Raw genomic sequence first — 23257 nt, forward strand, 5'->3', positions numbered from 1 at the left:
GTCATCCGCGGCGACAGCCGAGGACGGCGCGGGAGGTCTCCCGCCCCGTCCACCCAACCCCTCACCCCGCCGTGACGCTCGGCGCCTGCAGGAAGCTGCAACGCGGATGCAGGTCGCCGAGCGTCGTGGCAGGTGGTGTCACTCGAGGGTCAGGGCATACACCTCGAACCGCGGGTCGTCCGGCAGCGTCACCGACCGCAGCTGCTTGCCGGCATCGGTGGCACCCGCGGCGGCGAAGAGCTGCACCGGCGGCCCGTCGACGCCCTGGCCCGCCCGGATGCGGTGGTCCATGGCGATGGCGACGGTGTTGCCGTTGCGCCCGTTGCCGGCGGCCCAGTCGGTGAGGGCGAAGGGCACGTCGGCGACGGACCCGTCGGTGTAGGTCACCCGCAGGGCCGTCGTGACGTCACCGCCGTGCGAGGCGCCGATGACCCGGAGGGTGCTGCGCGCCCCGCTCGGCACGAGGAGCGTCTGTCCCCGGGCCTCGACGAAGTTCGCGGCGGTCCCGGCAGGCGACGGGACGGCATACGTCACGCCCTGGTGCTCCCACGAACCGGCAGCCGGGAGCAGCGCGGCGTCGAAGCTCCAGCCGCCGCCGTCGAAGTTGCCCTCGGTCGACGCCGACACGCTCGCCGTGCCGTCGTGGTTCCGCTCGCCGGCGAGGTCGACGGCGCACGGCCCTGCCGCAGCGCCGCCGGCACAGGTGAGCGGCACCTGGAAGCGCACCTGCAGGGTCCGGACGACGTCCGGGACACCCGGTGCCGAGGCGGTGACGACGACCTCGTGGGTCCCCGACGCGCCCTCGGGCACGGTGAGCGTCACCGGCACCGAGCCCGACGCCGGCACTCCGTTGCTCTTGAGCACGGTGTCGGTCGACGCCGGCGTCGCCTTCCACCCCTCCGGCGCCGCGACGGTCACGCGCACCGGCAGGCTCTTCTGGGCCTGCCCGAGGAGGTCGACGACGAACCTGCCGGACGTGTCACCGGTCGCGAGCACGAGCGGGCTCGGCTTGACCGACATGCTCATCGACACCGCCTTGGAGCCCTTCGACGTCGACACCGACGGCGGGACGTCCGAGGGCAGCGTGCCCCACGAGCTCGGCGAGGACCCGACGACGTGCGCGAGCGAACCACCGGAGCGCAGGTCGTCCCAGCGCACCCAGCTCTTCGTCGATTGCGTGCCGTTGACCTTGAGCGACTGCACGTAGGGCCGGTCGTCCGAGACTCCGGGCGCAGTGATCGTCAGGGTGCCGCCCTGGCGCGCCGACCCGGTCTGCGGGCGGCCGACGGTGATGTCGGTCCGCTCGAACTGCGGGCTCGAGACGACGAAGTAGTTCGCGCCGCTCATCGGCGGGTGCAGGCCCCACGACGACATGACGTACCAGGCCGACATCGTGCCGAGGTCGTCGTTGCCGGTCATGCCATCCGGTCCCGGGTTGAACAGCGTGTATGCCGCCCGCGCCACGGTGGCGGTCTTGCTCGGTTCCCGGACCCACGCGTACATGTAGGGCGCGAGCAGGTCGGGCTCGTTGTTCGGGTTGTAGGTGGGCTTGCTGTAGTAGGCGTAGGTCGCCTCGATCCAGTCGGTGCGCACCGTCGTCTCGGGGTCGACGAGCAGCTTGTCGTAGGCGAAGAACTCGTCGAGCCTCTCGGCCGTCTTCTCCCGGCCGCCCAGAATCCTCACGAGGTCGGCGGGGTCCTGCGGGACGAGCCACTGGTACTGGTACGCGCCGCCCTCGTGGAAGGCGTGCGACGCCGCGACCGGCTCGTACGGGTCGAGCCAGGTGCCGTCCTCGAGGCGCGGGCGGAAGGTGCCGGTCTCGAAGTCGTAGAGGTTGCGGTAGCTCCGTCCGCGCTCGTCGAACATCGCGGCGTCGGCGGTCTTGCCGAGCCCCTTGGCCATGATCGCCAGCGAGGCGTCGGCCGCGGCGTACTCGAGCGTGGCGGACGCGGGGTGGACGCAGTCGTTGTCGCCGCCCTTGTGGTCGCAGTCGGTGCCGAGCTCGAGCCCGAAGGGGATGTAGCCGAGCTTCTCGTAGTAGTGCTGGCCGCTGCGGCCGTTGTAGGGGCTGTCCTTGGGCGGGCGCTCGGTGGCGTTCTGGCGCAGCAGCGCGTAGGCCTCGGCCTCGTGGCCCGCGAGGAAGCCCTTTGACCAGCCCTCGACGAGGAACGGCGTCACGGGGTCACCGGTCATGATGTTGGTCTCGCTGTTGGCGAGCGCCCAGCGCGGTAGCCAGCCACCCTCGCGGCCGATGGCGAGCACCGACAGGTAGGAGTCGCGGGCGACGTCCGGGGCGAGGATCTCGAGCAGCTGGTTCTGCGGGCGGTAGGTGTCCCAGAGCGAGAAGTTCTGCCGGGCCGTCCAGCCGTCGGAGGTGTGGACCTTGCCGTCCCACCCGAAGTACCTCCCGTCGACGTCCTCGGCGAGGTTCGGGTGGAGCAGCGCGTGGTAGAGCGCCGTGTAGTAGGCGGTCCGCCGCTCCTTCGAGCCGCCGGTGATACGAGCCTTGCCCAGCTCCTTCTCCCACCGCTGCGTCAGGGCGGCGCGGGTGGCGTCGAAGTCGAACGAGTCCTTCGTCTCGGCCTCGAGGTTCGCGCGGGCGCCCTCGACCCCGGTGTAGCTCAGGCCGACCTTGAGGGTGGCGCTCGTCGTGCCCTCCGGCATCGTCACCCAGGCGCCGTTGGCGCCGCGGCTGGTCGAGGCGTCACGGGAGCCCGGCGTGCGGGTCGAGCCCGACCACGTCCCGAACGACGCGAACGGCTTCTCGAACTCCGCCGAGAAGTAGATCGTGTGCTCGTCCTTGCCGGCGCAGAAGTTGCCGTTGTGAATCCGGCCCTCGATCGTGCGGTCGCCGACGACATGGATCTCGGAGTCGAAGACCGTGCTGTTGGCCTTGGCGGTGTTGAAGAGGACGTTGGCCTGCTTGCCCGCCGGGAAGGTGTAGCGCTGCCACCCCGTCCGGTCGGTCGCCGTGAGCTCGGCGTCGACGTCGTACTTCGTCAGCCCCACCCGGTAGTACCCCGGCGTCGCCTCCTCGTCGTCGTGCGTGAACCCGCTCCGGTATGCCGTGGAGTCGGTCGTCGTGACCGCTCCCGTCGTGGGCATGACCGGCAGCTCGCCCACGACCGGGCAGCCGACACCGGACAGGTGGGTCTGGCTGAAGCCGTGGATGAGGGACTGCGAGTAGTCGTAGCCACCCTCTCCTCCGGTGTCCGGGCTGACCTGCACCATGCCGAAGGGGGCACTGGCTCCGGGGAAGGTGTTGCCGTTGTCCTGGGTTCCGACGAAGGGGTTGACCTCGGAGGTGAGGGCCGTGGCGGCCGACGCCGACGGCGCCGGGCCGGCGCCGACGGCGGGCGCCGCGAGCGCGAGGGCAGCCGCGGTGGCGACGAGCGGGGTATGTCTGGGCAGACGGAGAGGCATGGCTTGCTCCTAGTGAAGCGACGGTGGTCCACGAGTCGCTTTCACCCTCCCGGTGGCGGCGCACCCCGGCAACAGGACGACCGGGCCTTGTCCGGTGGGCAGCCGAGACCGGACAAGCCGGCCACGCGCCTGATCGCGGCCCCGTGGCGCCTGGTGCTCGGCGCACACCCCCCATCTGAGCTGGGCCTTCCGGCTGTCCAGTCCCATCGGCCCCACGCGTCCCGCGAACGGGTTGGGCCGACCCCGATCGCCTGACACCACCATGGGGCTCCTCTACTGTGGACCGGAGGAAAGCCGGGTCAGACGACCCGGACGGCGCAGGGGCCGGCGACCCGCCGGCCCCGGGAAGTGACTCCACAATGCAACGCACGAGACTGTCGCGGTTCGCGACAGGCGCCGCTGCCACGGCAGCCCTCGTCGCGATGGGCATGGGGGTCGCGGCGGCCGAGCCGACGACTGAGCCGACGACGGCCGTCACCGCCGAGCCCACTCCCCCACCGACACCCACTCCGACTCCCACGGAGACGACGCAGGAGCCGACGCCGACTCCCACGACGACGACCCCGCCGCCCACCACGCAGCCGACGACCCCCACGCCCCAGTCGACGTCGACGTCGACGCCGCGCCCCACGGCCAGGCCGACCCCCACGCCGCGGCTCCCGTGGGAGCCCCCGCCGCCCGGCGAGACGAGTGACGGGCCCCGCTCCTTCGACCCGGACGTCACCCTGAGCATGACCGAGCTCGCCAACCAGGTGACGGCCGCCGAGCAGATCTGGGCGCAGATCACGGCGTCCAACACCGGTCTGGCGGTCGCCCTCAAGGAGCTCCAGGGCCTCGCCGCGCAGTCCAACACCCTGCTCGAGTCGCTCACCACCGCCCGGACGACCGAGGCGGCCGCGACGGCCGCCGCCGCCCAGGCCAAGGTCGAGCTGGGAGTCCTCCAGGGCCGTCTCGAGCGGGCCCGGGCCATCGTGCGCGAGTGGGCGTTCCAGGCCTACTCCGAGGGCGGCAGCAACGGCGAGCTGCTCTCGGTCCTCGACGCGATGAGGGCGGAGGAGGCCGAGGTCGGTGACCCGCTGGGCGACCTGTCCTACCTCACCGACCAGCGGGTCCGCGCCGTCGACGAGGTCCGCACGCTCACCGCCCGGCAGAGCCACCTCACCGAGGTGCGGGCCGACGCGCAGAAGGCGGCGAGCGACGCGGCCGCCACCATCGTGCGCGAGAAGGCGGCCCTCGACACGCTCGTCAAGACGCAGCAGACCAAGCTCGCCGCCCTCCAGAAGTCGCACTCAGCAGACGTCGCCAAGGCGGGCCCGATCGCCGCCTACCTGGCCGGCATACAGACGCCGGCGGCGAAGGCCGCCTACAGCAAGCTCGTCGGCGTGCTCGGTACGGCCATCACGACCTCGGGGATCGGCAGGCCCTGCACGACCGCGTCGACGAGCTACCCCAACGGGCTCTTCCCGACGAGCGCGCTCTGCCCCCTGTGGCAGGCACCCGGCGAGATGCTGTCGCCGAGGGCCGCGGCGTCCTTCAACGCCATGAGCCAGGCCTACGCCCGGCAGACCGGCAGCCCGATCTGCGTCACCGACTCCTACCGCTCGCTGAGCCAGCAGTACGTCACCAAGGCCAAGCGCGGCCGGTTCGCCGCCCGCCCCGGCACGAGCCGCCACGGCCTCGGCATGGCCCTCGACCTCTGCGGCGGCATCAACAACTTCGGCTCGCCGGCGCACCTCTGGATGAAGCAGAACGCGCCCCTCTACGGCTGGTTCCACCCGAGCTGGGCCGGTCCCGGTGGGGCCACTCCCGAGCCGTGGCACTGGGAGTTCGCGGGCTGACGCCGACACGCTGCGCTGAGTAGGCATACTCGCCCCCGCGCGGTCGACCGTATGCCACAGTTCGGCTCATGACGACGCAGTCGGCCGACACCGCCATCGACGAGTACGCGGACACCGCCCGCTACCAGCGGCCCTGGTACTGGTACGACTGGGCGAACTCGGCGTTCGTCACGACGACGGCGACCGTCCTCTTCGGCCCCTACCTCACGGCGATCGCGACCGAGGCGGCCTGTCCCGGGCTGCCCGACGGCGCCGACTGCACCACCGACCTCAACGTCCTCGGGCTGCCCATCGACCCGGGCTCGCTCCACCCCTACACCGTCGGCTTCTCGACCTTCGTCGGTGCGCTGCTGCTCATCTTCGTCGGCGCCATCGCCGACCGGACGAAGCGTCCCGCTCGGCTCATGGCCCTCTTCGCCGGCATCGGCGCGACGGCCGCCTCGCTGATGTTCTTCGTCGAGGGGACCAACTGGCAGCTCGGCGTCCTCCTGCTCATGGTCGCGAGCATCGCCCTCGGCGCCTCGCTCGTCGTCTACGACGCCATCCTCGTGCGCATCGCCCACCCCGACGACCGCGACAAGGTGTCCTCGCGTGGCTGGGCCCTGGGCTACCTCGGCGGTGGCCTCCTGCTCGCCGTGAACTTCCTCATGCTGAGCAACGAGGACACCTTCGGCGGGACCGGGCAGACGGTCCGGATCAGCATGCTCATGGCCGGCCTGTGGTGGGGCCTGTTCACCCTCATCCCCGTCATCGGCATGTGGCAGATGCGGGGAGTCGAGAGGCCGGTCGTCGCCGCGAAGGCCGGCGTCGTCGGGGGGACCTTCCGCCAGCTCTCCGACACCTTCCGTCACCTCGTCGGGCTGCGCCAGACGTTGCTCTTCCTCGTCGCCTACATGTTCTTCAACGACGGCATCCAGACGGTCATCGGCCAGTCGAGCCTCTACGGCACGGCCGAGCTCGGCTTCTCCGAGACGACGATGCTCACGCTCTTCCTCATGGTGCAGTTCGTCGCGTTCGGCGGCGCCCTCGTCTTCGGCCGGATCGCCCGCCGGCTCGGCGCCTGGCGAACCGTCCTCGGCGGGATCGTCATGTGGGTCCTCGTCATCGTCGCGGCGTTCTTCGTCCCCGAGAAGGCCCTCGCCGCCCTCTTCGCGCTCGGCGTCGGCATCGGGCTCGTCATGGGTGGCACCCAGGCCCTGAGCCGCTCGATGTACTCCCAGCTCGTCCCCCGCGACCGGGAGGCGGAGTTCTTCAGCCTCTACCAGGCGCTCGAGCGCGGCACGAGCTGGTTCGGCGCCGTGATCTTCGGTCTCGTGCACCAGCTCACCGACTCCTACCGCCCGGCGATCCTCGCGCTCATCGTCTTCTTCGTGCTCGGCGGCGTGCTCCTGTCGAAGGTCGACATGAAGCGTGGGATCCGTGAAGCGGGCAACGAGGTGCCAGCAGTCCTCTGAATCCGCTAGACTGATATGTCGCGCCGTCACGGCGCGTGCAGTCACATGGGGGAAACGAGCCCTGCCAGGCAGGCAGTGACGTCGGTCGCTGCCTTCGGAACAACGAGTGTTCCTCATCCGTTTCACCCTGTGACACCCGGCGCACGGACCCTTCCGCCGGGATCCACGATTTCGTTGGGAGAAACCCCATGGCAGAACGCAGCCTGCGCGGCAGCCGTCTCGGCGCCCTCAGCATGGAGACGGACGAGAACGTCGTCCCGAGCGAGCGGCAGATCACGACCTACCTGTGCCCGCAGGGCCACAGGATCGAGCTTCCGTTCTCTATCGAGGCCGAGATCCCGTCAGTCTGGGAGTGCCGCTGCGGCGAGGAGGCCAAGCTCCAGGGCGGTGGCCCTGAGCCCGAGGCCAAGCCCGTCAAGCACGTCCGCACCCACTGGGACATGCTGCTCGAGCGTCGCTCGATCCCCGAGCTCGAGGAGCTCCTCGAGGAGCGCCTCACCCTCCTGCGCGCGTCGCGCGGTGAGAAGCCGGGCAAGAAGAAGTCCGCCTGACGGGTTCTCTCTCCCCCACAGACGCCGTATGCCGTGTGCCCACCCGGGCGCACGGCATACGTGCGTTCTGGCCCACCGACTCAGGTCAGTCGACGACCTCGCCGCGGATGGTGCCCTGCGGGCCCGGGGCCCCCGGGCCGCGGCCGGGGAACGGCACGGCGACGAGCACGCGGCTGGCGACGAAGGCCTCGAGCAGCCCGCGTGCGAAGACCCGCGTGAACGGCAGGACGAAGAAAAGACCGATGAGGTCGCTCACGAAGCCCGGCAGCAGCAGGAACGCGCCGCCGATGAGGACGAGGGCGTTGTCCGCGATCTCGCGGCTCGGCATGCGTCCGGTGCGTGACGCCTCGCGCAGCGCCTTCCAGGTGCGCGACCCCTCGCGGCGCATGAGCCAGGTGCCGAGCAGGGTGAGGGCGAGCAGCGCCAGGAGCGTCCAGCCGATGCCGATCGCCTTGCCGACGAGGACGAGCACGGTGATCTCGATGACCGGGGCGAGGACGAGCCCGACGAGGACGTAGGTGAGCCAGCGGGGCCGCCGTCGACGACGCGCGTAGGGGGTGGAGCCGATCGGGTGGTTCACAACCTGTGCCAACGAGCGCGGCCGGTGAGCCGTTCCCTCAGCTGGTCGCTGCGGCGCTGGACGCCCCAGACGGTGATGCGGGCGAGGGACTCGCGGACGATGTCCTGGTCCATCTTGGAGTCCCCGATCTCGCGCTCGACGAAGGTGATCGGCACCTCGACGACGGTGAGCCCGGCGAGCACGGCGCGACGGGTGAGGTCGACCTGGAAGCAGTACCCGGCGGACTCGACGTTGTGCAGGTCGAGGCGGCGCAGGGCGTCGGCGCGGTAGACCCGGTAGCCCGCCGTCGCGTCGTTGACGTGCATCCCGAGCAGGACCCGGGTGTAGATGTTGCCGCCGACACTGAGCACCTTGCGGTGGGTGGGCCAGTTGACGACCTCACCGCCCTTGACCCAGCGCGACCCGATGACGAGGTCGGCGTCGCGTGCGGCCTCGAGCAGCCGGTGCAGGTCCTCCGGACGGTGCGACCCGTCGGCGTCCATCTCGACGACGGCGTCGTAGCCCTGCTCGAGGGCCCAGGCGAACCCGTGGAGGTAGGCCGCGCCGAGCCCCTCCTTGCCGGCCCGGTGGAGCACGTGGACCTGGTCGTCCGCGGCGGCGAGCTCGTCGGCGACCTCGCCGGTGCCGTCGGGCGAGCTGTCGTCGAGGACGCAGACGTCGACCTCGGGCGCTGCTCGCCGGACACGCTCGACGACGATCGGCAGGTTCTCGCGCTCGTTGTAGGTCGGGATGAGCACGACGACGCGCTCGAGGGTGGGACGCTCAGTCAACGACAGTCCTTCTGGGTCGCGCCGGTTCGGGTCGTCCGACCCTAACGCCTCGGCCGACTGCGACCGCGCACCCCAGCAGGGCGAGCAGCGCCGCCGAGGCCAGCCACTCGGGCCACGGACCGAGGGTGTCGGCGAGGGTGCGGTCGGTGCGGATGGTGACCGAGCCGATGCGCTGCTCGGCGGTGAAGAGCCCGGTCTTGCCGGTCACCGAGCCGTCGGGGGCGATGAAGCCCGAGACGCCGACGGTGGAGACGTGCGCGACCGACCGTCCGTGTTCGATGGCCCGGATGCGGGAGATCGCGAACTGCTGCTCGGACTCCGCCGTGTAGCCGAAGGTGGCGTTGTTGGTCTGGACGAGAATGAGCCCCGCGTCCTTGCCGGGCTGGGTGACGGACTCGCGCATGAGCCCGTCGTAGGCGACCTCGAAGCAGATCGTCGGCAGCGCCCAGTAGGCCCCCGAGAGGGCGTCGACGCGGAAGGCACCGAGCTCACTGCCCTTGGCGAAGTCCTTGGTGACGAGGTCGACCTTGTCGCTGAGCCTCCGGAAGAAGGACCGGTAGGGGATGTACTCCGCGAAGGGCACCGGGTGGTTCTTGACGTAGCGCTCGGGCTCCCCTCCCCCGGGCCGGTAGAGCAACGAGACGTTGGAGACGTCGGGCTGCGGCTCCTGCAGGACCGCCCCGACGATGACGGGCACGCCGACCGCCGAGAGCGCCCGCTGCACCTGCGCGGCGGCGTCGGGGTTGCGGATCGGGTCGATGTCCGAGGAGTTCTCCGGCCAGACGACGAGGCTGAGCGGCTCGGTGAGGCGCTCCCCCGGGTCACCGGCCCGGACCCGCTCCCCCACGAGCTCGGTCCCGCGCACGTGGTTGTCGAGGACGGCGCGACGCTCGGCGTTGAAGTCGAGGCCGGGGCGCGGCACGTTGCCCTGGACCATCGCAACCGTGACACGACGCCCGTCGACCGACGGGTTCATGAAACCTGCGAGGACGACCCAGACGACCGTGGCTGCGACGATGGCGAGCGCCTGGAGCCTCTCGCGGCGGAGGAGATCGAGAGCCACGAGCAGCTGTGTCCCCACCACGGCCACGGCGAAGGTGACTCCTGGGGCCCCGAACCACTGCGCGACGTTGGCCAGCGGGCTGTCGGCCTGGCTGAACGCGAGCCGGGCCCACGGGAACCCGCCGAACGGTGTCGTCCCGCGAGCGAGCTCCTGGACCACCCACGCGAGGGGGATGACGGCATACACGGCGTCTCCCCAACGCGGACGGAGTCGCTGGCCGACGAAGCCGACGACGGCGCACATGAGCCCCAGGTAGAGCGCTTCAAGAGTCGCGAGGGCGAACCACGGGACCTTGCCGACATAGATGCCCGACCAGGACAGCACCGGCACGAAGAACGCCCACCCGGCGAGGAGCCCGAGGACGAAGCCGCGACGTCCGCCGACGTCGATGGTCACCGCACCGAGCAGCGCGACGGCCACGGGCGCGAGCCACCACAGGTCGTGCGTGGGGAAGGCCAGCCAGAGCAGGACCCCGGCGACGACCGCGACAAGGGCGCGAACGGCATATGGGACTCTCGGCGGCACGGAGCCACCGTAGGTCACCGGCATCAGCGCGGCGGCACCACCACGACGCCGCGCGCCGTCGTGGCGACGACGGGCGGGTCGAGCACGTCGGCAGCGGACTCGCCGCGCTCGGGGTTGCCGCGGGCGACGACGCGGACGGCGAAGTCCATCTCGCGGCTGCGGGTGCCGACGCGCACGAGCGTCGCCTCGATCTCGATGCAGTCGCCGGCGCGCACGGGCGCGAGGAACTGCACGTCGCTGTAGGACGCGAAGAGCCCCTCGTCGCCGTCCGTGACGATGCACATCTCGGTGGCGACGTCACCGAACGCGGCGAGTGAGTAGGCGCCGTCGACGAGGTTGCCGGCGTAGTGCGCGTGGCTGTAGGGGACGTAGCGGCGGTGGGTGACGGTGCGGCCCACGGTGGCGGCGGTGTCGCTCATGGTGCTCATGCTCCCTTGCTGTGGCCAGCGGCGGCGCGAGGCGCGACGAGGGCGTGGATGAGATAGCTCGCGACCTCGCCGGGCGTCGTGCCGCGACCGAAGATGCGGTCGACGCCGAGGGCCCCGGCCGAGCCCTCCTCGAAGCGCGGCCCGCCGACGACGAGGTGCGGCACCCGACCCGCGGGGAACGCCTCGCGGAAGGCCGCCGACATCGCCGTCGTGTTGTGGATGTGCGCGTCGCGCTGGGTGACGACCTGGCTGACGAGGACGGCGTCGGCCTTCTCGGCGCGGGCGCGCTCGACGAGGTCGGGGATGAGCACCTGCGCGCCGAGGTTCACGACCTTGATCTCGCGGTGGTACTCGAGGCCCTTCTCTCCCGCGAAGCCCTTGATGTTGAGGATGGCGTCGATGCCGACGGTGTGGGCGTCGGTGCCGATGCACGCGCCGACGACGACGAGCTTGCGGCGCAGGTGCCGCTTGATCGCGGTGTTGATCTCCTTGCCCGAGAGCAGCGGGAACTCGCGCTCGACGACCTCGACGAGAGCGGGCTCGACGAGGTGCTTGACCGGCCCGTAGACGACGAAGAAGGTGAAGCCGTCGCCGATCGCCTTGGCGTGGACGACGAGGGCGGGCTCGATGCCCATCTTCGACGCGAGCTGGAGCGCGGCGCCCTCGGCCCGCTTGCCGTTGGGCATGGGCAGGGTGAAGGACACCTGGACCATGCCGTCGCCGGTCTGGTCGCCGTAGGGGCGGATCACCTGAGGGATCTCGGCGACGTCGGCGGCGCGGTCCGGCGTGCTGCTGGTAGTCATCGGGTCGCTCCTTCCTCGTTGCCGGACTTCGTCCGGCTCCGAGCTGGCTCCGCGCTCTCGAGGAGGGTGATCGCGGGGTTGTCGTAGCCGTCGGCGCGCTCGACGACGCCGTCAAGCCCCTTGCCCGCGGTCGCCGGCCGCTTCATCTCGCCGAAGGTGCCGTCGGCGATGGCCTCCAGCAGCGGCGCCTTGCCGGGCTCGTCGCTGATCTGCTGGAGCAGGTCGATCGCCTCGGTGAGCACCTGGCGGGCCCGGGTCTGGATGAACCCGTCGCGCGGCGGGTGGAAGTCCTCGGTGAGCCCGCCGGCCGCGTTGAGGACGTAGCGGACGTTCTGCAGCGCGATGTCCCGGTCGGAGATCCACGGCGTGACGACGGCCTCGGTCATCATGCCGACGAGCAGGATGCCCTGGCCGGTGAGCGCACCGACGAGGTTGAAGAACCCGTCCAGGAGGTTGCCGCGGAAGACGTCGCCGGTCATGTGCTTCGTCGGCGGCATCCACTTCAGCGGTGCGTCGGGGAAGAGCGTGCGGGCGAGCAGCGCGTGCGCGAGCTCCATCCGGAAGCTGTCGCGCAGGTCGGGGTTGATCTCGAACGCGTGCCCGAGCCCGAGCTGCCAGTCCTCGAGCCCGGCCTCCTTGGCGAAGTACTCGTTGAGCAGCTGGCTCACCGTGACGGTGTGCGCGGCCTCGACGGCGTCGCTCGTCGTGAGGTAGTTGTCCTCGCCGGTGTTGATGATGATCCCGGCACGGGCGTGGATCTGGCGGCTGAAGCGCTGGTCGACGAACGTGCGGATCGGGTTGATGTCGCGGAAGAGGATGCCGTACATCGAGTCGTTGAGCATCATGTCGAGCCGCTCGAGCCCGGCGAGCGTCGCGATCTCGGGCATGCAGAGCCCGCTCGCGTAGTTGGTGAGCCGGATGTAGCGGCCCACCTCCTTGCTCGTCTCGTCGAGCGCCGCCCGCATGAGCCGGAAGTTCTCCTGGGTGGCGTAGGTGCCGGCATACCCCTCGCGGGTCGCGCCCTCGGGGACGTAGTCGAGGAGCGACTGCCCCGTGGAGCGGATGACGGCGATGACGTCGGCGCCCTCGCGCGCGGCGGCCTGCGCCTGCGGGATGTCCTCGTAGATGTCGCCGGTGGCGACGATGAGGTAGATCCACGGACGCTGCTCGGGGTCGCCGTGCCGCTTGACGAGCCGCTCTCGCGCGGCGCGCTGCCGGTCGACCTGGCGTATGCCGGCCGCCACCGCCGTGCGTGACTGCTTCGCCGCCGCTGTGGCGTCCTTGCCCTCCGGGATCCGGAAGTCGACCGACCGGCTGCTCGCCTTCTGCGCGAGGGTGAGCAGGTCGGGCGCCTGGCCGCGCCGGAGGGCGTCCCACACCGGGAGGGTCACGCCGTGCTCGAGGCCCACGCCCTCGCGGACGGCGTCGACGAGGTGGTTGACCCACGGCACCCGCTCGTGGTCGGCGCCGGAGAGCCCGGCGAGGCGCAGCGTCGCGCGCTCGACCGAGACGGTCGTGTGCCGGTTGGCGATCCTGACGACGGGCTTCCCGACGGCGCGGGCGAGCGAGCGGGCCCGGCGGACGTCGGCCCGGTCGAGCTCGAGGAGGAGGCGGAGACGTGAAGACACGACGGCACACTATCAACGGCACCGACGATTCTTTCGCAACAGCGCCTCCAGCCCGCAAGATCGTCACGACCGGGCCGCGTCCCCTCCACATCCGGTTCCCTGGCCCTTCTCGTGGACGTCCGGCTCGCTGTCTCGGTCTACCGGCAGTCCTGAGCGTCGAGGACGTCGAGGCACGCACGGGCGATCTCGAGCTCCTCGTCCGTGGGGACCACCCACGCCGGAATCCGGCTCGACGGTGTCGTGACGACGCGCTCGGGCGCGCCGTCCTCGTTGGCGTCCGGGTCGAGCTCGACGCCGAGGATGCCGAGCCCGCCGAGCACCTCCCGACGGACAAGGGCGCTGTTCTCGCCGATCCCACCGGTGAAGGCGATGGCGTCCACGCGACCGAGCAGGACGGCATACGCGCCGACGTACTTGCGCAGGCGGTGGACCATGACGTCGACCGCGAGCGCGGCGTCCTCGTCGCCCGCCGAGCGGCGGGACTCCACCTCGCGCAGGTCGGAGACGCCGGCGAGGCCCAGCAGTCCGCTCTCCTTGTTGAGGGCGGTGTCGTATGCCGTCCCGTCGAGTCCCGCGACCCGCTCCAGGTAGGCGCCCAGCGCCGGGTCGACGTCGCCCGAGCGCGTCCCCATGACGAGGCCCTCGAGCGGCGACAGACCCATCGAGGTGTCGACGCTCCGGCCCTCGCGGACGGCGCAGGCGCTGGCCCCGTTGCCGAGGTGGAGGACGATGACGTTGCACTCCTCCGGCGTGCGGCCGAGGAGGTGAGCCGTGCGCCGGGAGACGTAGCGGTGCGAGGTCCCGTGGAAGCCGTAGCGGCGGACGCGGTGCCGTTCGCGCCACTCCCGCGGCACGGCATACGTGTGGGCGGCGGGCGGCAGGCCCTGGTGGAACGCGGTGTCGAAGACGGCGACCTGGGGCACGTCGGGGAAGGCTTCGCGCGCGCTGCGGATGCCCTCGAGGTTCGCCGGGTTGTGCAGCGGGGCGAGCGGCACGAGGTCCTCGACCGCGGCGAGGACGTCGTCGTCGACGAGCACTGGCTCGGTGAAGTGGGGCCCGCCGTGGACCACCCGGTGGCCGACGGCGACGAGGCCGACGCCGGTGAGGTCGGGACCGTGCTCACGCAGGGCCTGCCGGACCGCGTCGAGGGCCTCGCCGTGATCCTTGCAGGTCACCTCCTCGTCGGTGGTCTCGCCGTCGCGGATGTGCGTGAGCCGACCGGTGCCTCCGATCCGCTCGACGATGCCCTCGGCCGCCGTCTCCTCCGACTCGGCGTCGAGGACGGAGTACTTGAGCGAGGACGAGCCCGCGTTGACGACGAGGACCGGGCGCGGCGACATCAGGCGCCGGCCTGGATCGCGGTGATGGCGACCGTGTTGACGATGTCGCGGACGAGCGCGCCGCGGGAGAGGTCGTTGACCGGCCGGTTGAGGCCTTGGAGCACCGGGCCGATGGCGACGGCCGAGGCGCTGCGCTGGACCGCCTTGTAGGTGTTGTTGCCGGTGTTGAGGTCGGGGAAGACGAGGACCGTGGCCCGGCCGGCGACGGGGCTGTCCTTGAGCTTGGTCGCGGCGACGTGCGGGTCGACCGCGGCGTCGTACTGGATCGGGCCCTCGACGAGGAGCTCGGGGGCGCGCTGGTGCACCAGCGCCGTCGCTGCGCGCACCTTGTCGACGTCGGCGCCGCTGCCGGATTCCCCCGTCGAGTAGGACAGCATCGCCACCCTCGGGTCGATGCCGAACCGCTGGGCGGTGCGGGCCGAGGAGATGGCGATGTCGGCGAGCTGCTCGGCGCTCGGGTCGGGGTTGACGGCGCAGTCGCCGTAGACGAGCACCCGGTCGGCGAGGCACATGAGGAAGACACTGGAGACGACCGAGACGTCGGGTGCCGTGCGGACGATCTCGAGCGCGGGCCGGATCGTGTGGGCCGTCGTCGTGATGCACCCCGAGACCATGCCGTCGGCGAGGCCCTCGTGGACGAGCATCGTGCCGAAGTAGGACGGGTCGAGCACCCGGTCTCGGGCCTGCTCGAGGGTGACGCCCTTGTGCTCGCGGAGCCGTGCGTAGGTCGCGGCGAACTGCTCGCGCAGCGGGCTCGTTGCCGGGTCGACCACCTCGGCCCGTGCGACGTCGACGCCGAGCCGCGCCGCATTGCCCGCGATCGCCTCGGGGTCGCCGAGGAGGGTGAGCCGGGCCAGCCCGCGGGCGAGCACGGTGTCGGCGGCGAGGAGGATCCGGTCCTCGGCCCCCTCGGGCAGGACGATGTGGGAGTCCGCCGCGCGGGCCGCCTCCACGAGCCGGTGCTCGAACATGAGCGGTGTGACGACCCCGCCGCCGGACTCACCGGAGCCGGCGGTGACGAGAGGGCCGAGCACCTCCTGGGCGTCGAGGCCCTCCTCGACGAGGGCGACGGCGGCGGCGAGCTTGCGGCCGGAGTCCGGGGTGAGGCGGCCGCGGGCGACGCCCAGCCGGCTCGCGGTGGCCATCGTGCCGCCGTCGGTGGCGATGACGGGCAGGACGACGTCGAGACCCTCGATGAGCCGCTCGACCTGAGGGGGCAGCGGGAACCCGCCGTTGAGGACGATGCCCGACAGCGTCGGGAAGGTCTTGGACCGGTGGGCGAGCAGGACGCCGATGACGACGTCCTCCCGGTCCCCCGGCACGATGACGACGCCGCCCTCGATGAGGCGGTCGAGGACGTGCGGCATCGTCATGGCCGCGACGACGAGGCCCATGCACTCGCGGTCGAGCCGGGCCGGGTCGCCGTGGACGAGCCGGCCGTCGCACGCCTCCACGAGGTCGGCGACGGTCGGCGCGCGCAGCAGCGGGGTCTCGGGCAGGACGTGCACGGGCACGGTCATCCGCGCGGCCAGCCGCTCCCGGGTCGCGTCGAGGGCGTCGGGCGCGACCTGGTTGGCGACGACGCCGGTGACGTGGGCGTGGACCCCGCGAGCGGCGGCGACCGCCATCTCGGCCGTCGTCGCCACCTCGGCCGGGTCGTGGTCACCGGCGGGGACGACGAGGAGCAGACGGGAGCCGAGGTTGGCCGCGATGGCAGCGTTGACCGAGAACTCGGTGGGCGCCGCGACGTCGGTGAAGTCCGAGCCGACGACGAGGACGACGTCGTGGTCGCGCGCGACGTCGTGGAACCGGTCGACGATGACGCCCATGGCCCGCTCCGGCGAGGCGTGGAGCTCGTCGTAGGTGACCCCGCACGCCCGGTCCTCGGTGAGGGTCCGCGGCAGCTGGGAGAGCAGCGTGCGGACGAGCTCGTCGGGTGCACCGGCGCGCACGATCGGGCGGAAGATGCCGACCCGACCCGCGCGGCGGGCGAGCTGGTCCAGCAGTCCCACCGCGACCGCCGACTTGCCCGACTGCGCCTCCGTGCCCGCGATGTAGATGCTCGTCACCACACCGCCGAAACTACCGTGCTAGTGCTCGAGACGGCCCTCGAACAGGGCGCGCACGGACGGGTTGCCACGCAGGAGGTCGAGCGCGTAGGCCGCGTGCCCCGGTACGTAGCCGTTGCCGACGAGCATGGTCACGTCGGCGGCGAGGCCCTCGGCGCCGAGCGCGGCGGCGGCGAAGTTCGTCGCCATCGAGAAGAAGATCACCGTGCCGCCCTCGGCGGTGGCGAGGATCGCCGGCTGCTCGCACCCGGTGACGTCGACGCAGACGACGGTGAGGTGGGCAGGTCCACCGACAGCGGCGAGCGCCTCGCTCAGTCCGAGCGGGCTGCGGGCGTCGGCGACGACGACGTGGGTCGCCAGGTCTGTGCCCTCGAGCAGGGCCGCCTCGGCCTCGTCGCGCACCACGGCGACACGGCGGGTCGCCCCGGCGTCGGCGGCCGCGGCGAGCGAGAGCGACCCGGACTTGCCGGCCCCGCCGAGGACGACGACCGACGGCCCTTCGCCGCCGTGCCCAACTCGCCAATTCCCCTCCTCCGGTACGGCCGAGGCGTGCGGTCCGGGAGGAATTGGCGAGTTGGGCACGGGCGCGGCGCGGCCGGCATACGAGCGGACGGTGCGTGCCACGAGCGCGGGGGCGCCGCAGACGTCCATGACCATGAGCGCGAGCTCGGGCGAGAGGTCCTCGGGCAGCTTCGCGGCGATGGAGCGGCCGAAGAGGACGGCGTGCCCGGCGGCCGGGACCCGCTCCCCCGAGCCGTCCCAGCGCTCGAGGCCGTCGGTGATCGCGAGCGGGGTGAGCGAGAGCGAGACGAGGGTGGCCACGCGGTCGCCGGCGGCGAGCCCGAGCGTGGAGCGCGGACCGACCTCGGCCACGGTGCCGATGAGCATGCCGCCACTGCCGGTGACGGGGTTCTGCATCTTGCCGCGGGTGCGCACGATCTCGAGGACCTCGGCGCGGATCGCGTCGCCGTCACCGCCGTGCTTGTCGTGCAGCTGGCGGTAGGAGGCGGCGTCGAGGTTGAGGGTCTCGACGTCGATGCGGACCTCGTCGTCCCAGAGCTCGGGGCTCGCGTCGAGGACGCGGGCCGCCTGCGGCAGCGACTCCCCCGCGGGCTCGAGGACCCGGTGGACCCCGAGCGGCGACGACGAGGTGGTGTGGGACGAGACCGTGGCAGGCACGCAAGTTCTCCTGTCTGACGACACGCGGCAAGAAATATTGCGGCATGAATGTGACGAGCGAGTGATCTGTCCGTATCCTCGCAGACATGACGACGAACATCGAGCAGCCCTACGTCTACCGGCGCAGGGAGCTCGTCGAGCCCGACTGGACCCGCTTCCCGGGGTGGCGCGACGTCACCGCCGCCGACTGGGCCAGCGCCCAGTGGCAGCGCGCCCACTGCGTCAAGAACGTCGGCCAGCTGCGCGACCTCATGGGCGACCTGCTCACCGAGGACTTCTACGCCGACCTCGAGCGCGACCAGGCCGAGCGCGCGACGATGTCGATGCTCGTCCCGCCGCAGATGCTCAACACGATGGTGAGCGAGATGACGTGGGCGGACGGGTCGATGCCCGCTGCCGGCGCCGCCTTTACCGAGGCCTTCCTCGCCGACCCGGTGCGCCGCTACATGCTGCCCGTCTTCAGCGACCGCCGCACCGACTGGGCCTCGCACCCGTTCGCTGCGCGCGACAGCCTCCACGAGCACGACATGTGGGCGGTCGAGGGCCTCACCCACCGCTACCCCACCAAGGTCCTGGCCGAGATGCTGCCGACCTGCCCGCAGTACTGCGGCCACTGCACGCGCATGGACCTCGTCGGCAACTCGACGCCCCAGATCGTCAAGCTCAAGCTCGCCGGCAAGCCCGTCGACCGCCACGCCGCGATGCTCGACTACCTCCAGCGCACCCCGCAGGTGCGGGACGTCGTCGTCTCCGGTGGCGACGTCGCCAACATGCCGTGGAAGAACCTCGAAGGGTTCCTCGACAAGCTCCTGCGCATCGACAACATCCGCGACATCCGCCTCGCGACCAAGGCGCTCATGGGACTGCCGCAGCACTGGCTCCAGGACGACGTCGTCGAGGGCGTCGCGCGCGTGTCGGCGCTGGCCCGCTCCCGTGGGGTCTCGCTCGCCATCCACACCCACGTCAACCACGCACAGTCGGTGACGCCGCTCGTCGCCGACGCCGCGAGGGCGATGCTCCAGGCCGGCGTCCGCGACGTCCGCAACCAGGGCGTGCTCATGCGCGGTGTCAACGACACGAGCGAGGACCTGCTCGACCTCTGCTTCGCCCTCCAGGACGAGGCCATGATCACGCCCTACTACTTCTACATGTGCGACATGATCCCGTTCTCGGAGCACTGGCGGCTCGCGCTGCACGAGGCCCAGCACCTCCAGCACTCGATCATGGGCTACCTGCCGGGCTTCGCGACGCCGCGCATCGTCTGCGACGTGCCGTTCGTCGGCAAGCGCTGGGTGCACCAGGTCGACAGCTACGACCGCGACAAGGGCATGTCCTTCTGGCGGAAGAACTACCGCACCTCGATCGAGGGCGAGGACGCTGCCGCGCTGTCGCGCGAGTACGTCTACTACGACCCGATCTACACCCTCCCCGAGGCCGGGCAGGACTGGTGGCGCTCCAACACCGACGTCGACGAGGTGCACGCCGCAGCGCTCGCCGGTGCCGGCGCGAGCCGCGACGCCTCCGCGCGCGACCTCGACTGAGCAACCGCACAGCCGGTCGCCGACGGGCCCCGACCTCACCGAGGTCGGGGCCCGTCGGCGTGCATGGCGGAATGCGGGGAGGTCGCCCGGGGTTCTTCTCCTCTCGTACCGACGATGTCGTCCGAGAGGTCCCCATGAGCACGACCAGCATCCGCACGAGCACGGACGAGGACGTCGACCGGGCACCGGCTGGGCGCAGAGACGGGGACACCCGATCCCGTCTGCGGCTGGACCGGACGCCGGGGTTCGCCCTCGCGCTCGCCGCGGTCGTGGCGATGATGGTCGGCGCGAGCGCACCGTCGCCGTTCTACCCCGTGCTCCAGCAGGAGATCGGCTTCTCGCCGGGCACGATGACGACGATCTTCAGCGTCTACGCGCTCGCCCTGCTCGCGACGCTGCTCGTCACCGGCTCGCTCTCGGACCACGTCGGCCGCCGGCCTGTCCTCGCCGTGGGCTTCGCCGTCCTCGCCGCGAGCATGGTCGGCTTCTGGCACTCCGACGGCGTCGTGATGCTGCTGGTCTCCAGGGTCGTGCAGGGCGTGGCCGCCGGTCTCCTCCTCTCGACGATGACGGCGGGGGTGACCGACCTCGAACCCGAGTCCCGACCCGGGCTCGCCGCGACGCTCAACAGCGTGATGCCTCTCTTCGGGCTCGCGGCCGGCGCGCTCGTCGCCGGCGCGGTCCTCGACGCGCAGCCCTCGAACGCCCTGCCGCTCGTCTTCGCCACGCTCACGGCCGTATATGCCGTCCTCGCCCTCGCCTCTCTCGCGCTCCCCGAGACCTCGCCCCGTCACGACGGGTGGGCCCGCTCGCTGCGGCCCCGGGTCGGCATCCCGGTCCCTGCTCGCGCGGCCTTCCGCAGGAGCGCCCCGGCCCTCTTCGCGGGTTGGGCCACGGGTGGCCTGTACCTCTCGCTCGGGGCGCCGATCGTGGGCCAGCTGCTCGGTGGTGGCTCGCACCTCGCGCAGGGTTCGGTCGTCGCCGTGCTCACCGGCACCGGGTCGCTCAGCTGCTATCTCTGGCGCAACCGCTCCCCGCGCCAGGTGACGATCTACGGCACGACGATGCTCGCGCTCGGTACCGTGCTCACCCTCGTCGCCCTGCACGCGGCGTCGCTCCCCGGTTTCCTGCTCGCCGCCGTCGTCGCGGGCTCGGGCTTCGGGACGTCCTTCCTGGGCATCATGCGCTCGATCACGCCGACCGTCGGACCGGACCAGCGCGGTGAGCTCTTCTCGAGCGTCTTCGTCGTCAGCTACCTCGCGTTCGGGCTGCCCGCGGTCGCCGCCGGCTTTGCCGCGCCGGAGCTCGGTCTGGAGACGACGGCGACGATCTACGGCGTCGTCGTCGCGGTGCTCTCGGGCTCGGCCGCGCTCGTGCGCACCTTCGCGACGCGGGAGTGAGCGACCGGCATACCCTCGCGTCATGGGACGCAAGGACCGCGGTGGCTCGGTCGGCACACAGGCGACGGTCGCGCTGACGAAGGCGAACATCCCGTATGCCGTCCGCGCCTACGAGCACGACCCCGCGGCCGAGTCGTACGGGCTCGAGGCAGCGCAGGCCCTCGGCGTCGAACCGGCGCGGGTCTTCAAGACGCTGCTCGTCGACACCGGCGGCGGGCTCGCCGTCGGCATCGTGCCGGTCGACGCGACACTCGACCTCAAGGCGGTCGCGACCGCGCTCGGCGTCAAGAAGGTGGGCATGGCCGACCCGGCGGCGGCCGAGCGCAGCTCCGGATACGTCGTCGGCGGCATCTCCCCCATCGGTCAGAAGCGCGCCCTGCCGACCGTGCTCGACGACTCCGCGTCGGGGCACGGGAGCGTGCTCGTCTCGGGTGGGCGGCGGGGGCTCGACCTCGAGCTCAGCCCGGAGGACCTCGTCCGGGCCACGGGAGCCACCCTGGCGCCGATCGCCCGACGCGCGTCGTGACAGGGTTGGCCCCATGATCGAGATCCTCAGCCCGGCCGAGGTGGCCCGCGCCCGCGTCACCGGCGCGCTCGTCGGCGACATCCTCCAGTCGATGCGGGAGCGCGCCGTGCCCGGCACGAACCTGCTCGAGATCGACACCTGGACCAAGGACATGATCCTCGAGGCCGGCGCCGAGTCCTGCTACGTCGACTACGAGCCGTCGTTCGGTCGTGGCCCCTTCGGGCACTACATCTGCACGTCGGTCAACGACGCCGTCCTCCACGGACTCCCCCACGACTACGCCCTCGCCGACGGCGACGTCCTCACCCTCGACCTCGCGGTCCTCAAGGGCGGGGTGGCCGCCGACGCCGCGGTGACCTTCGTCGTCGGCAACGCACCGCAACCCGAGGGCGAGGCGCTCATCGACGCCACCCGACGCGCGCTCGAGGCCGGGATCGCCGCGGCACGACCGGACGGCAAGATCGGGGACATCTCGCACGCCATCGGGACGGTGCTCGGCGGGGCCGGCTACTCGGTCAACACCCAGTTCGGCGGACACGGCATCGGGTCGACGATGCATCAGGACCCGCACGTGTCCAACACCGGACGACCCGGACGCGGCTTCCGGCTGCGGCCGGGACTGCTCCTCGCGCTCGAGCCGTGGGTCATGGCCGACACCGACGAGCTCGTCACCGACGCCGACGGCTGGACGCTGCGCAGCGTCACCGGCTGCCTCACCGCGCACACCGAGCACACGGTCGCCATCACCGAGGACGGTGCGGAGATCCTCACCCTGCCCACGCGGGGCTGAGGCGCGAGGGCCCAACCCGATCCTCAGGACGCGATGCGCAGGTGGTCCGGCAGCTCGCGGACGGCCCCGGCCGTCGCCACGTAGGTCGCGAGCAGGTCGACACCCACCTCGCGACAGCCGTCAACGAGAACCTGATGACAGGCACGGTCGGCGTCGGTGAAGAGTGCGGAGCCGCTGCGGCCGAGCGCGACGACGAGGGCGGGCGGCCGCAGCTCCGCGACGACCCGGCTGACGACGAGGTCGAGGTGCTCCGCGGTCGGGCGGCCCATCTCGCCGATGACGACCGGGCTCTCGACCCGGTGGCCCTCGTCGAGGAGGAGCAGCATGACGCAGCCGGACTCGCGGTCAGCATGCGTGACGAAGAGGTCGACGGCGTCCGCGCGCAGCACGGGGTCGTCGAGGGCGAGCTCACGGAGGTTGGGCGGCAGGTTCTCGAAGGTCATGCGGCGATGCTGCCCGGATCGCCGCGAAGCGCTGCGGGCTTTTCCACAGGCGCCTGCGGGACCTACTCCCAGGGGGTCGAGAGGACGACCGTGGTCCGGGTCGAGACGTTGGCCTTCGAGCGGATCGTGGCGAGCAGCTCCTCGAGCTCGAGCGGCGTCGCCACCCGCACCTTGAGGACGTAGTTCATGTCGCCGGCCACCGAGTGGCACTCCTCGACCGCCGGGACGTCACGCAGCCGGTCCGGGATGTCGTCGGGCGCGGCGGGGTCGAGGGGGGTGATCGAGATGAACGCCGTCATGGCGACACCGAGCGCGGCGTGGTCGACCCGGGCCGTGTAGCCCTTGATGATCCCGCGCTGCTCGAGGCGGCGCACTCGCTGGTGCACCGCGGACGTCGACATGCCGAGCGCCCGTCCGAGGTCGGTGTAGCTCATCCGGCCATCGGTCGAGAGCTGGTCGACGATCTTGCGGTCCAGGTCCTCCACGCTGCCAACCCTAGTTCCACAGGGCACGATGGCTGGCATGACCACACCGACGAGCACGGCAGAGGCACCGACGAGGCCGAGGACGCCACGGGGATCGCTCGTCGTGCTCGCCACCCTCGTCGTCCTCTGGCTTCTCTGGGGCGTCGCCTGGCTCGTCGCGCCGGACCGCAACCCCGGTGGTCAGTGCGAGGGACTGGGATTCGGCTGCACCCTCACCCCGCACGACTCCGTCGCCTTCGCCGGCATCATCGTCGTCGCACCGTCGACCGTGCTGGCCCTGGCGGTCACCCTCGTCGTCCGGCTCGTGCGGATCAGCCGCGGCTCGCCCCGGACCGTGTGGGACGTCATCGTGGGAGCACTCCTCGTGCTCGGGTTCGGCGTCTGGCTCGTCGGCACCGTGGCGGGCGCCGTCTGACCCACA

The 23257-nt window shown here is 71.6% G+C and carries 20 protein-coding genes; 8 read left to right on the plus strand and 12 right to left on the minus strand.

All coding sequences use genetic code 11. From position 1 onward, the window contains the following. Positions 1-138: 138 nt before the first annotated feature. Positions 139-3423, minus strand: coding sequence for a GH92 family glycosyl hydrolase (locus tag ACOJV7_RS12390; RefSeq protein ID WP_420190514.1), 3285 nt, complete (start codon positions 3421-3423; stop codon positions 139-141). A 359-nt stretch (positions 3424-3782) separates the two neighbouring features. Between ACOJV7_RS12390 and ACOJV7_RS12395 the strand changes: the two genes are divergently transcribed. The 3 genes from ACOJV7_RS12395 to ACOJV7_RS12405 all read left to right on the plus strand — a co-directional run bounded on the left by ACOJV7_RS12395 (position 3783) and on the right by ACOJV7_RS12405 (position 7266). Further along, complete coding sequence (locus tag ACOJV7_RS12395) at positions 3783-5261, plus strand: D-alanyl-D-alanine carboxypeptidase family protein (RefSeq protein ID WP_420190515.1); 1479 nt, start codon at positions 3783-3785, stop codon at positions 5259-5261. Positions 5262-5329: 68 nt separating this feature from the next. Next, a complete protein-coding gene (locus ACOJV7_RS12400; RefSeq protein ID WP_420190516.1) occupies positions 5330-6715 on the plus strand; it encodes an MFS transporter in 1386 nt (461 codons plus the stop codon). Positions 6716-6903: 188 nt separating this feature from the next. Then, positions 6904-7266 carry an RNA polymerase-binding protein RbpA gene (locus tag ACOJV7_RS12405; RefSeq protein ID WP_420190517.1) on the plus strand — a complete coding sequence of 121 codons (363 nt, stop codon included), beginning with the start codon at positions 6904-6906 and terminating at the stop codon, positions 7264-7266. A gap of 85 nt (positions 7267-7351) precedes the next feature. Here ACOJV7_RS12405 and ACOJV7_RS12410 read toward each other — a convergent pair whose 3' ends face one another. The 9 genes from ACOJV7_RS12410 to kdd all read right to left on the minus strand — a co-directional run bounded on the left by ACOJV7_RS12410 (position 7352) and on the right by kdd (position 17651). After that, positions 7352-7846 carry an FxsA family protein gene (locus tag ACOJV7_RS12410; RefSeq protein ID WP_420190518.1) on the minus strand — a complete coding sequence of 165 codons (495 nt, stop codon included), beginning with the start codon at positions 7844-7846 and terminating at the stop codon, positions 7352-7354. Further along, positions 7843-8622, minus strand: a complete 780-nt coding sequence (locus ACOJV7_RS12415; RefSeq protein WP_420190780.1) for a polyprenol monophosphomannose synthase — start codon at positions 8620-8622, stop codon at positions 7843-7845. Before ACOJV7_RS12415 ends, ACOJV7_RS12410 begins: the two co-directional genes overlap by 4 nt. Further along, on the minus strand, positions 8609-10204 hold the full coding sequence (gene lnt / locus ACOJV7_RS12420; RefSeq protein WP_420190519.1) for an apolipoprotein N-acyltransferase: 1596 nt from the start codon (positions 10202-10204) through the stop codon (positions 8609-8611). Before lnt ends, ACOJV7_RS12415 begins: the two co-directional genes overlap by 14 nt. 23 nt (positions 10205-10227) lie before the next feature. Beyond that, positions 10228-10623, minus strand: coding sequence for a 3-aminobutyryl-CoA ammonia lyase (kal, locus tag ACOJV7_RS12425; RefSeq protein ID WP_420190520.1), 396 nt, complete (start codon positions 10621-10623; stop codon positions 10228-10230). Between the two features lie 5 nt (positions 10624-10628). After that, complete coding sequence (gene kamE / locus ACOJV7_RS12430) at positions 10629-11435, minus strand: lysine 5,6-aminomutase subunit beta (RefSeq protein WP_420190521.1); 807 nt, start codon at positions 11433-11435, stop codon at positions 10629-10631. Continuing rightward, a complete protein-coding gene (kamD, locus tag ACOJV7_RS12435) occupies positions 11432-13063 on the minus strand; it encodes a lysine 5,6-aminomutase subunit alpha (protein ID WP_420190522.1) in 1632 nt (543 codons plus the stop codon). The genes kamE and kamD overlap by 4 nt, the downstream gene beginning before the upstream one ends. Before the next feature lie 137 nt (positions 13064-13200). Then, entirely contained in the window at positions 13201-14403 is a 1203-nt protein-coding gene (locus ACOJV7_RS12440; protein WP_420190523.1) for an acetate/propionate family kinase, read from the minus strand. After that, positions 14403-16475, minus strand: a complete 2073-nt coding sequence (gene pta, locus ACOJV7_RS12445; RefSeq protein ID WP_420190524.1) for a phosphate acetyltransferase — start codon at positions 16473-16475, stop codon at positions 14403-14405. Before pta ends, ACOJV7_RS12440 begins: the two co-directional genes overlap by 1 nt. Before the next feature lie 18 nt (positions 16476-16493). Then, positions 16494-17651 (minus strand): L-erythro-3,5-diaminohexanoate dehydrogenase, encoded by a 1158-nt coding sequence (gene kdd / locus ACOJV7_RS12450; protein WP_420190525.1) that lies wholly within the window; start codon positions 17649-17651, stop codon positions 16494-16496. Positions 17652-17737: 86 nt separating this feature from the next. Between kdd and ACOJV7_RS12455 the strand changes: the two genes are divergently transcribed. From ACOJV7_RS12455 to map, 4 genes are all read left to right on the plus strand, one after another. Beyond that, positions 17738-19192, plus strand: coding sequence for a KamA family radical SAM protein (locus tag ACOJV7_RS12455; RefSeq protein ID WP_420190526.1), 1455 nt, complete (start codon positions 17738-17740; stop codon positions 19190-19192). Positions 19193-19326: 134 nt separating this feature from the next. Beyond that, complete coding sequence (locus ACOJV7_RS12460) at positions 19327-20592, plus strand: MFS transporter (RefSeq protein ID WP_420190527.1); 1266 nt, start codon at positions 19327-19329, stop codon at positions 20590-20592. A 22-nt stretch (positions 20593-20614) separates the two neighbouring features. Beyond that, positions 20615-21118 (plus strand): Cys-tRNA(Pro) deacylase, encoded by a 504-nt coding sequence (ybaK, locus tag ACOJV7_RS12465; RefSeq protein WP_420190528.1) that lies wholly within the window; start codon positions 20615-20617, stop codon positions 21116-21118. 13 nt (positions 21119-21131) lie between these two features. Beyond that, positions 21132-21908 (plus strand): type I methionyl aminopeptidase, encoded by a 777-nt coding sequence (gene map, locus ACOJV7_RS12470; protein ID WP_420190529.1) that lies wholly within the window; start codon positions 21132-21134, stop codon positions 21906-21908. A 23-nt stretch (positions 21909-21931) separates the two neighbouring features. Here map and ACOJV7_RS12475 read toward each other — a convergent pair whose 3' ends face one another. Both ACOJV7_RS12475 and ACOJV7_RS12480 read right to left on the minus strand, forming a co-directional pair. After that, positions 21932-22351: a hypothetical protein gene (locus ACOJV7_RS12475; RefSeq protein WP_420190530.1), complete on the minus strand. Its 420-nt coding sequence runs from the start codon at positions 22349-22351 to the stop codon at positions 21932-21934. 62 nt (positions 22352-22413) lie between these two features. Beyond that, entirely contained in the window at positions 22414-22836 is a 423-nt protein-coding gene (locus tag ACOJV7_RS12480; protein ID WP_420190531.1) for an Lrp/AsnC family transcriptional regulator, read from the minus strand. Positions 22837-22873: 37 nt separating this feature from the next. On the opposite strand from ACOJV7_RS12480, the gene ACOJV7_RS12485 reads away from it, so the two are divergent. Beyond that, positions 22874-23251, plus strand: a complete 378-nt coding sequence (locus tag ACOJV7_RS12485) for a hypothetical protein (RefSeq protein ID WP_420190532.1) — start codon at positions 22874-22876, stop codon at positions 23249-23251. The last annotated feature ends 6 nt before the right edge of the window (positions 23252-23257 follow it).

Source organism: Knoellia tibetensis (assembly GCF_048606415.1).
In the GTDB taxonomy this organism is placed as follows: Bacteria; Actinomycetota; Actinomycetes; order Actinomycetales; family Dermatophilaceae; genus Knoellia; species Knoellia tibetensis.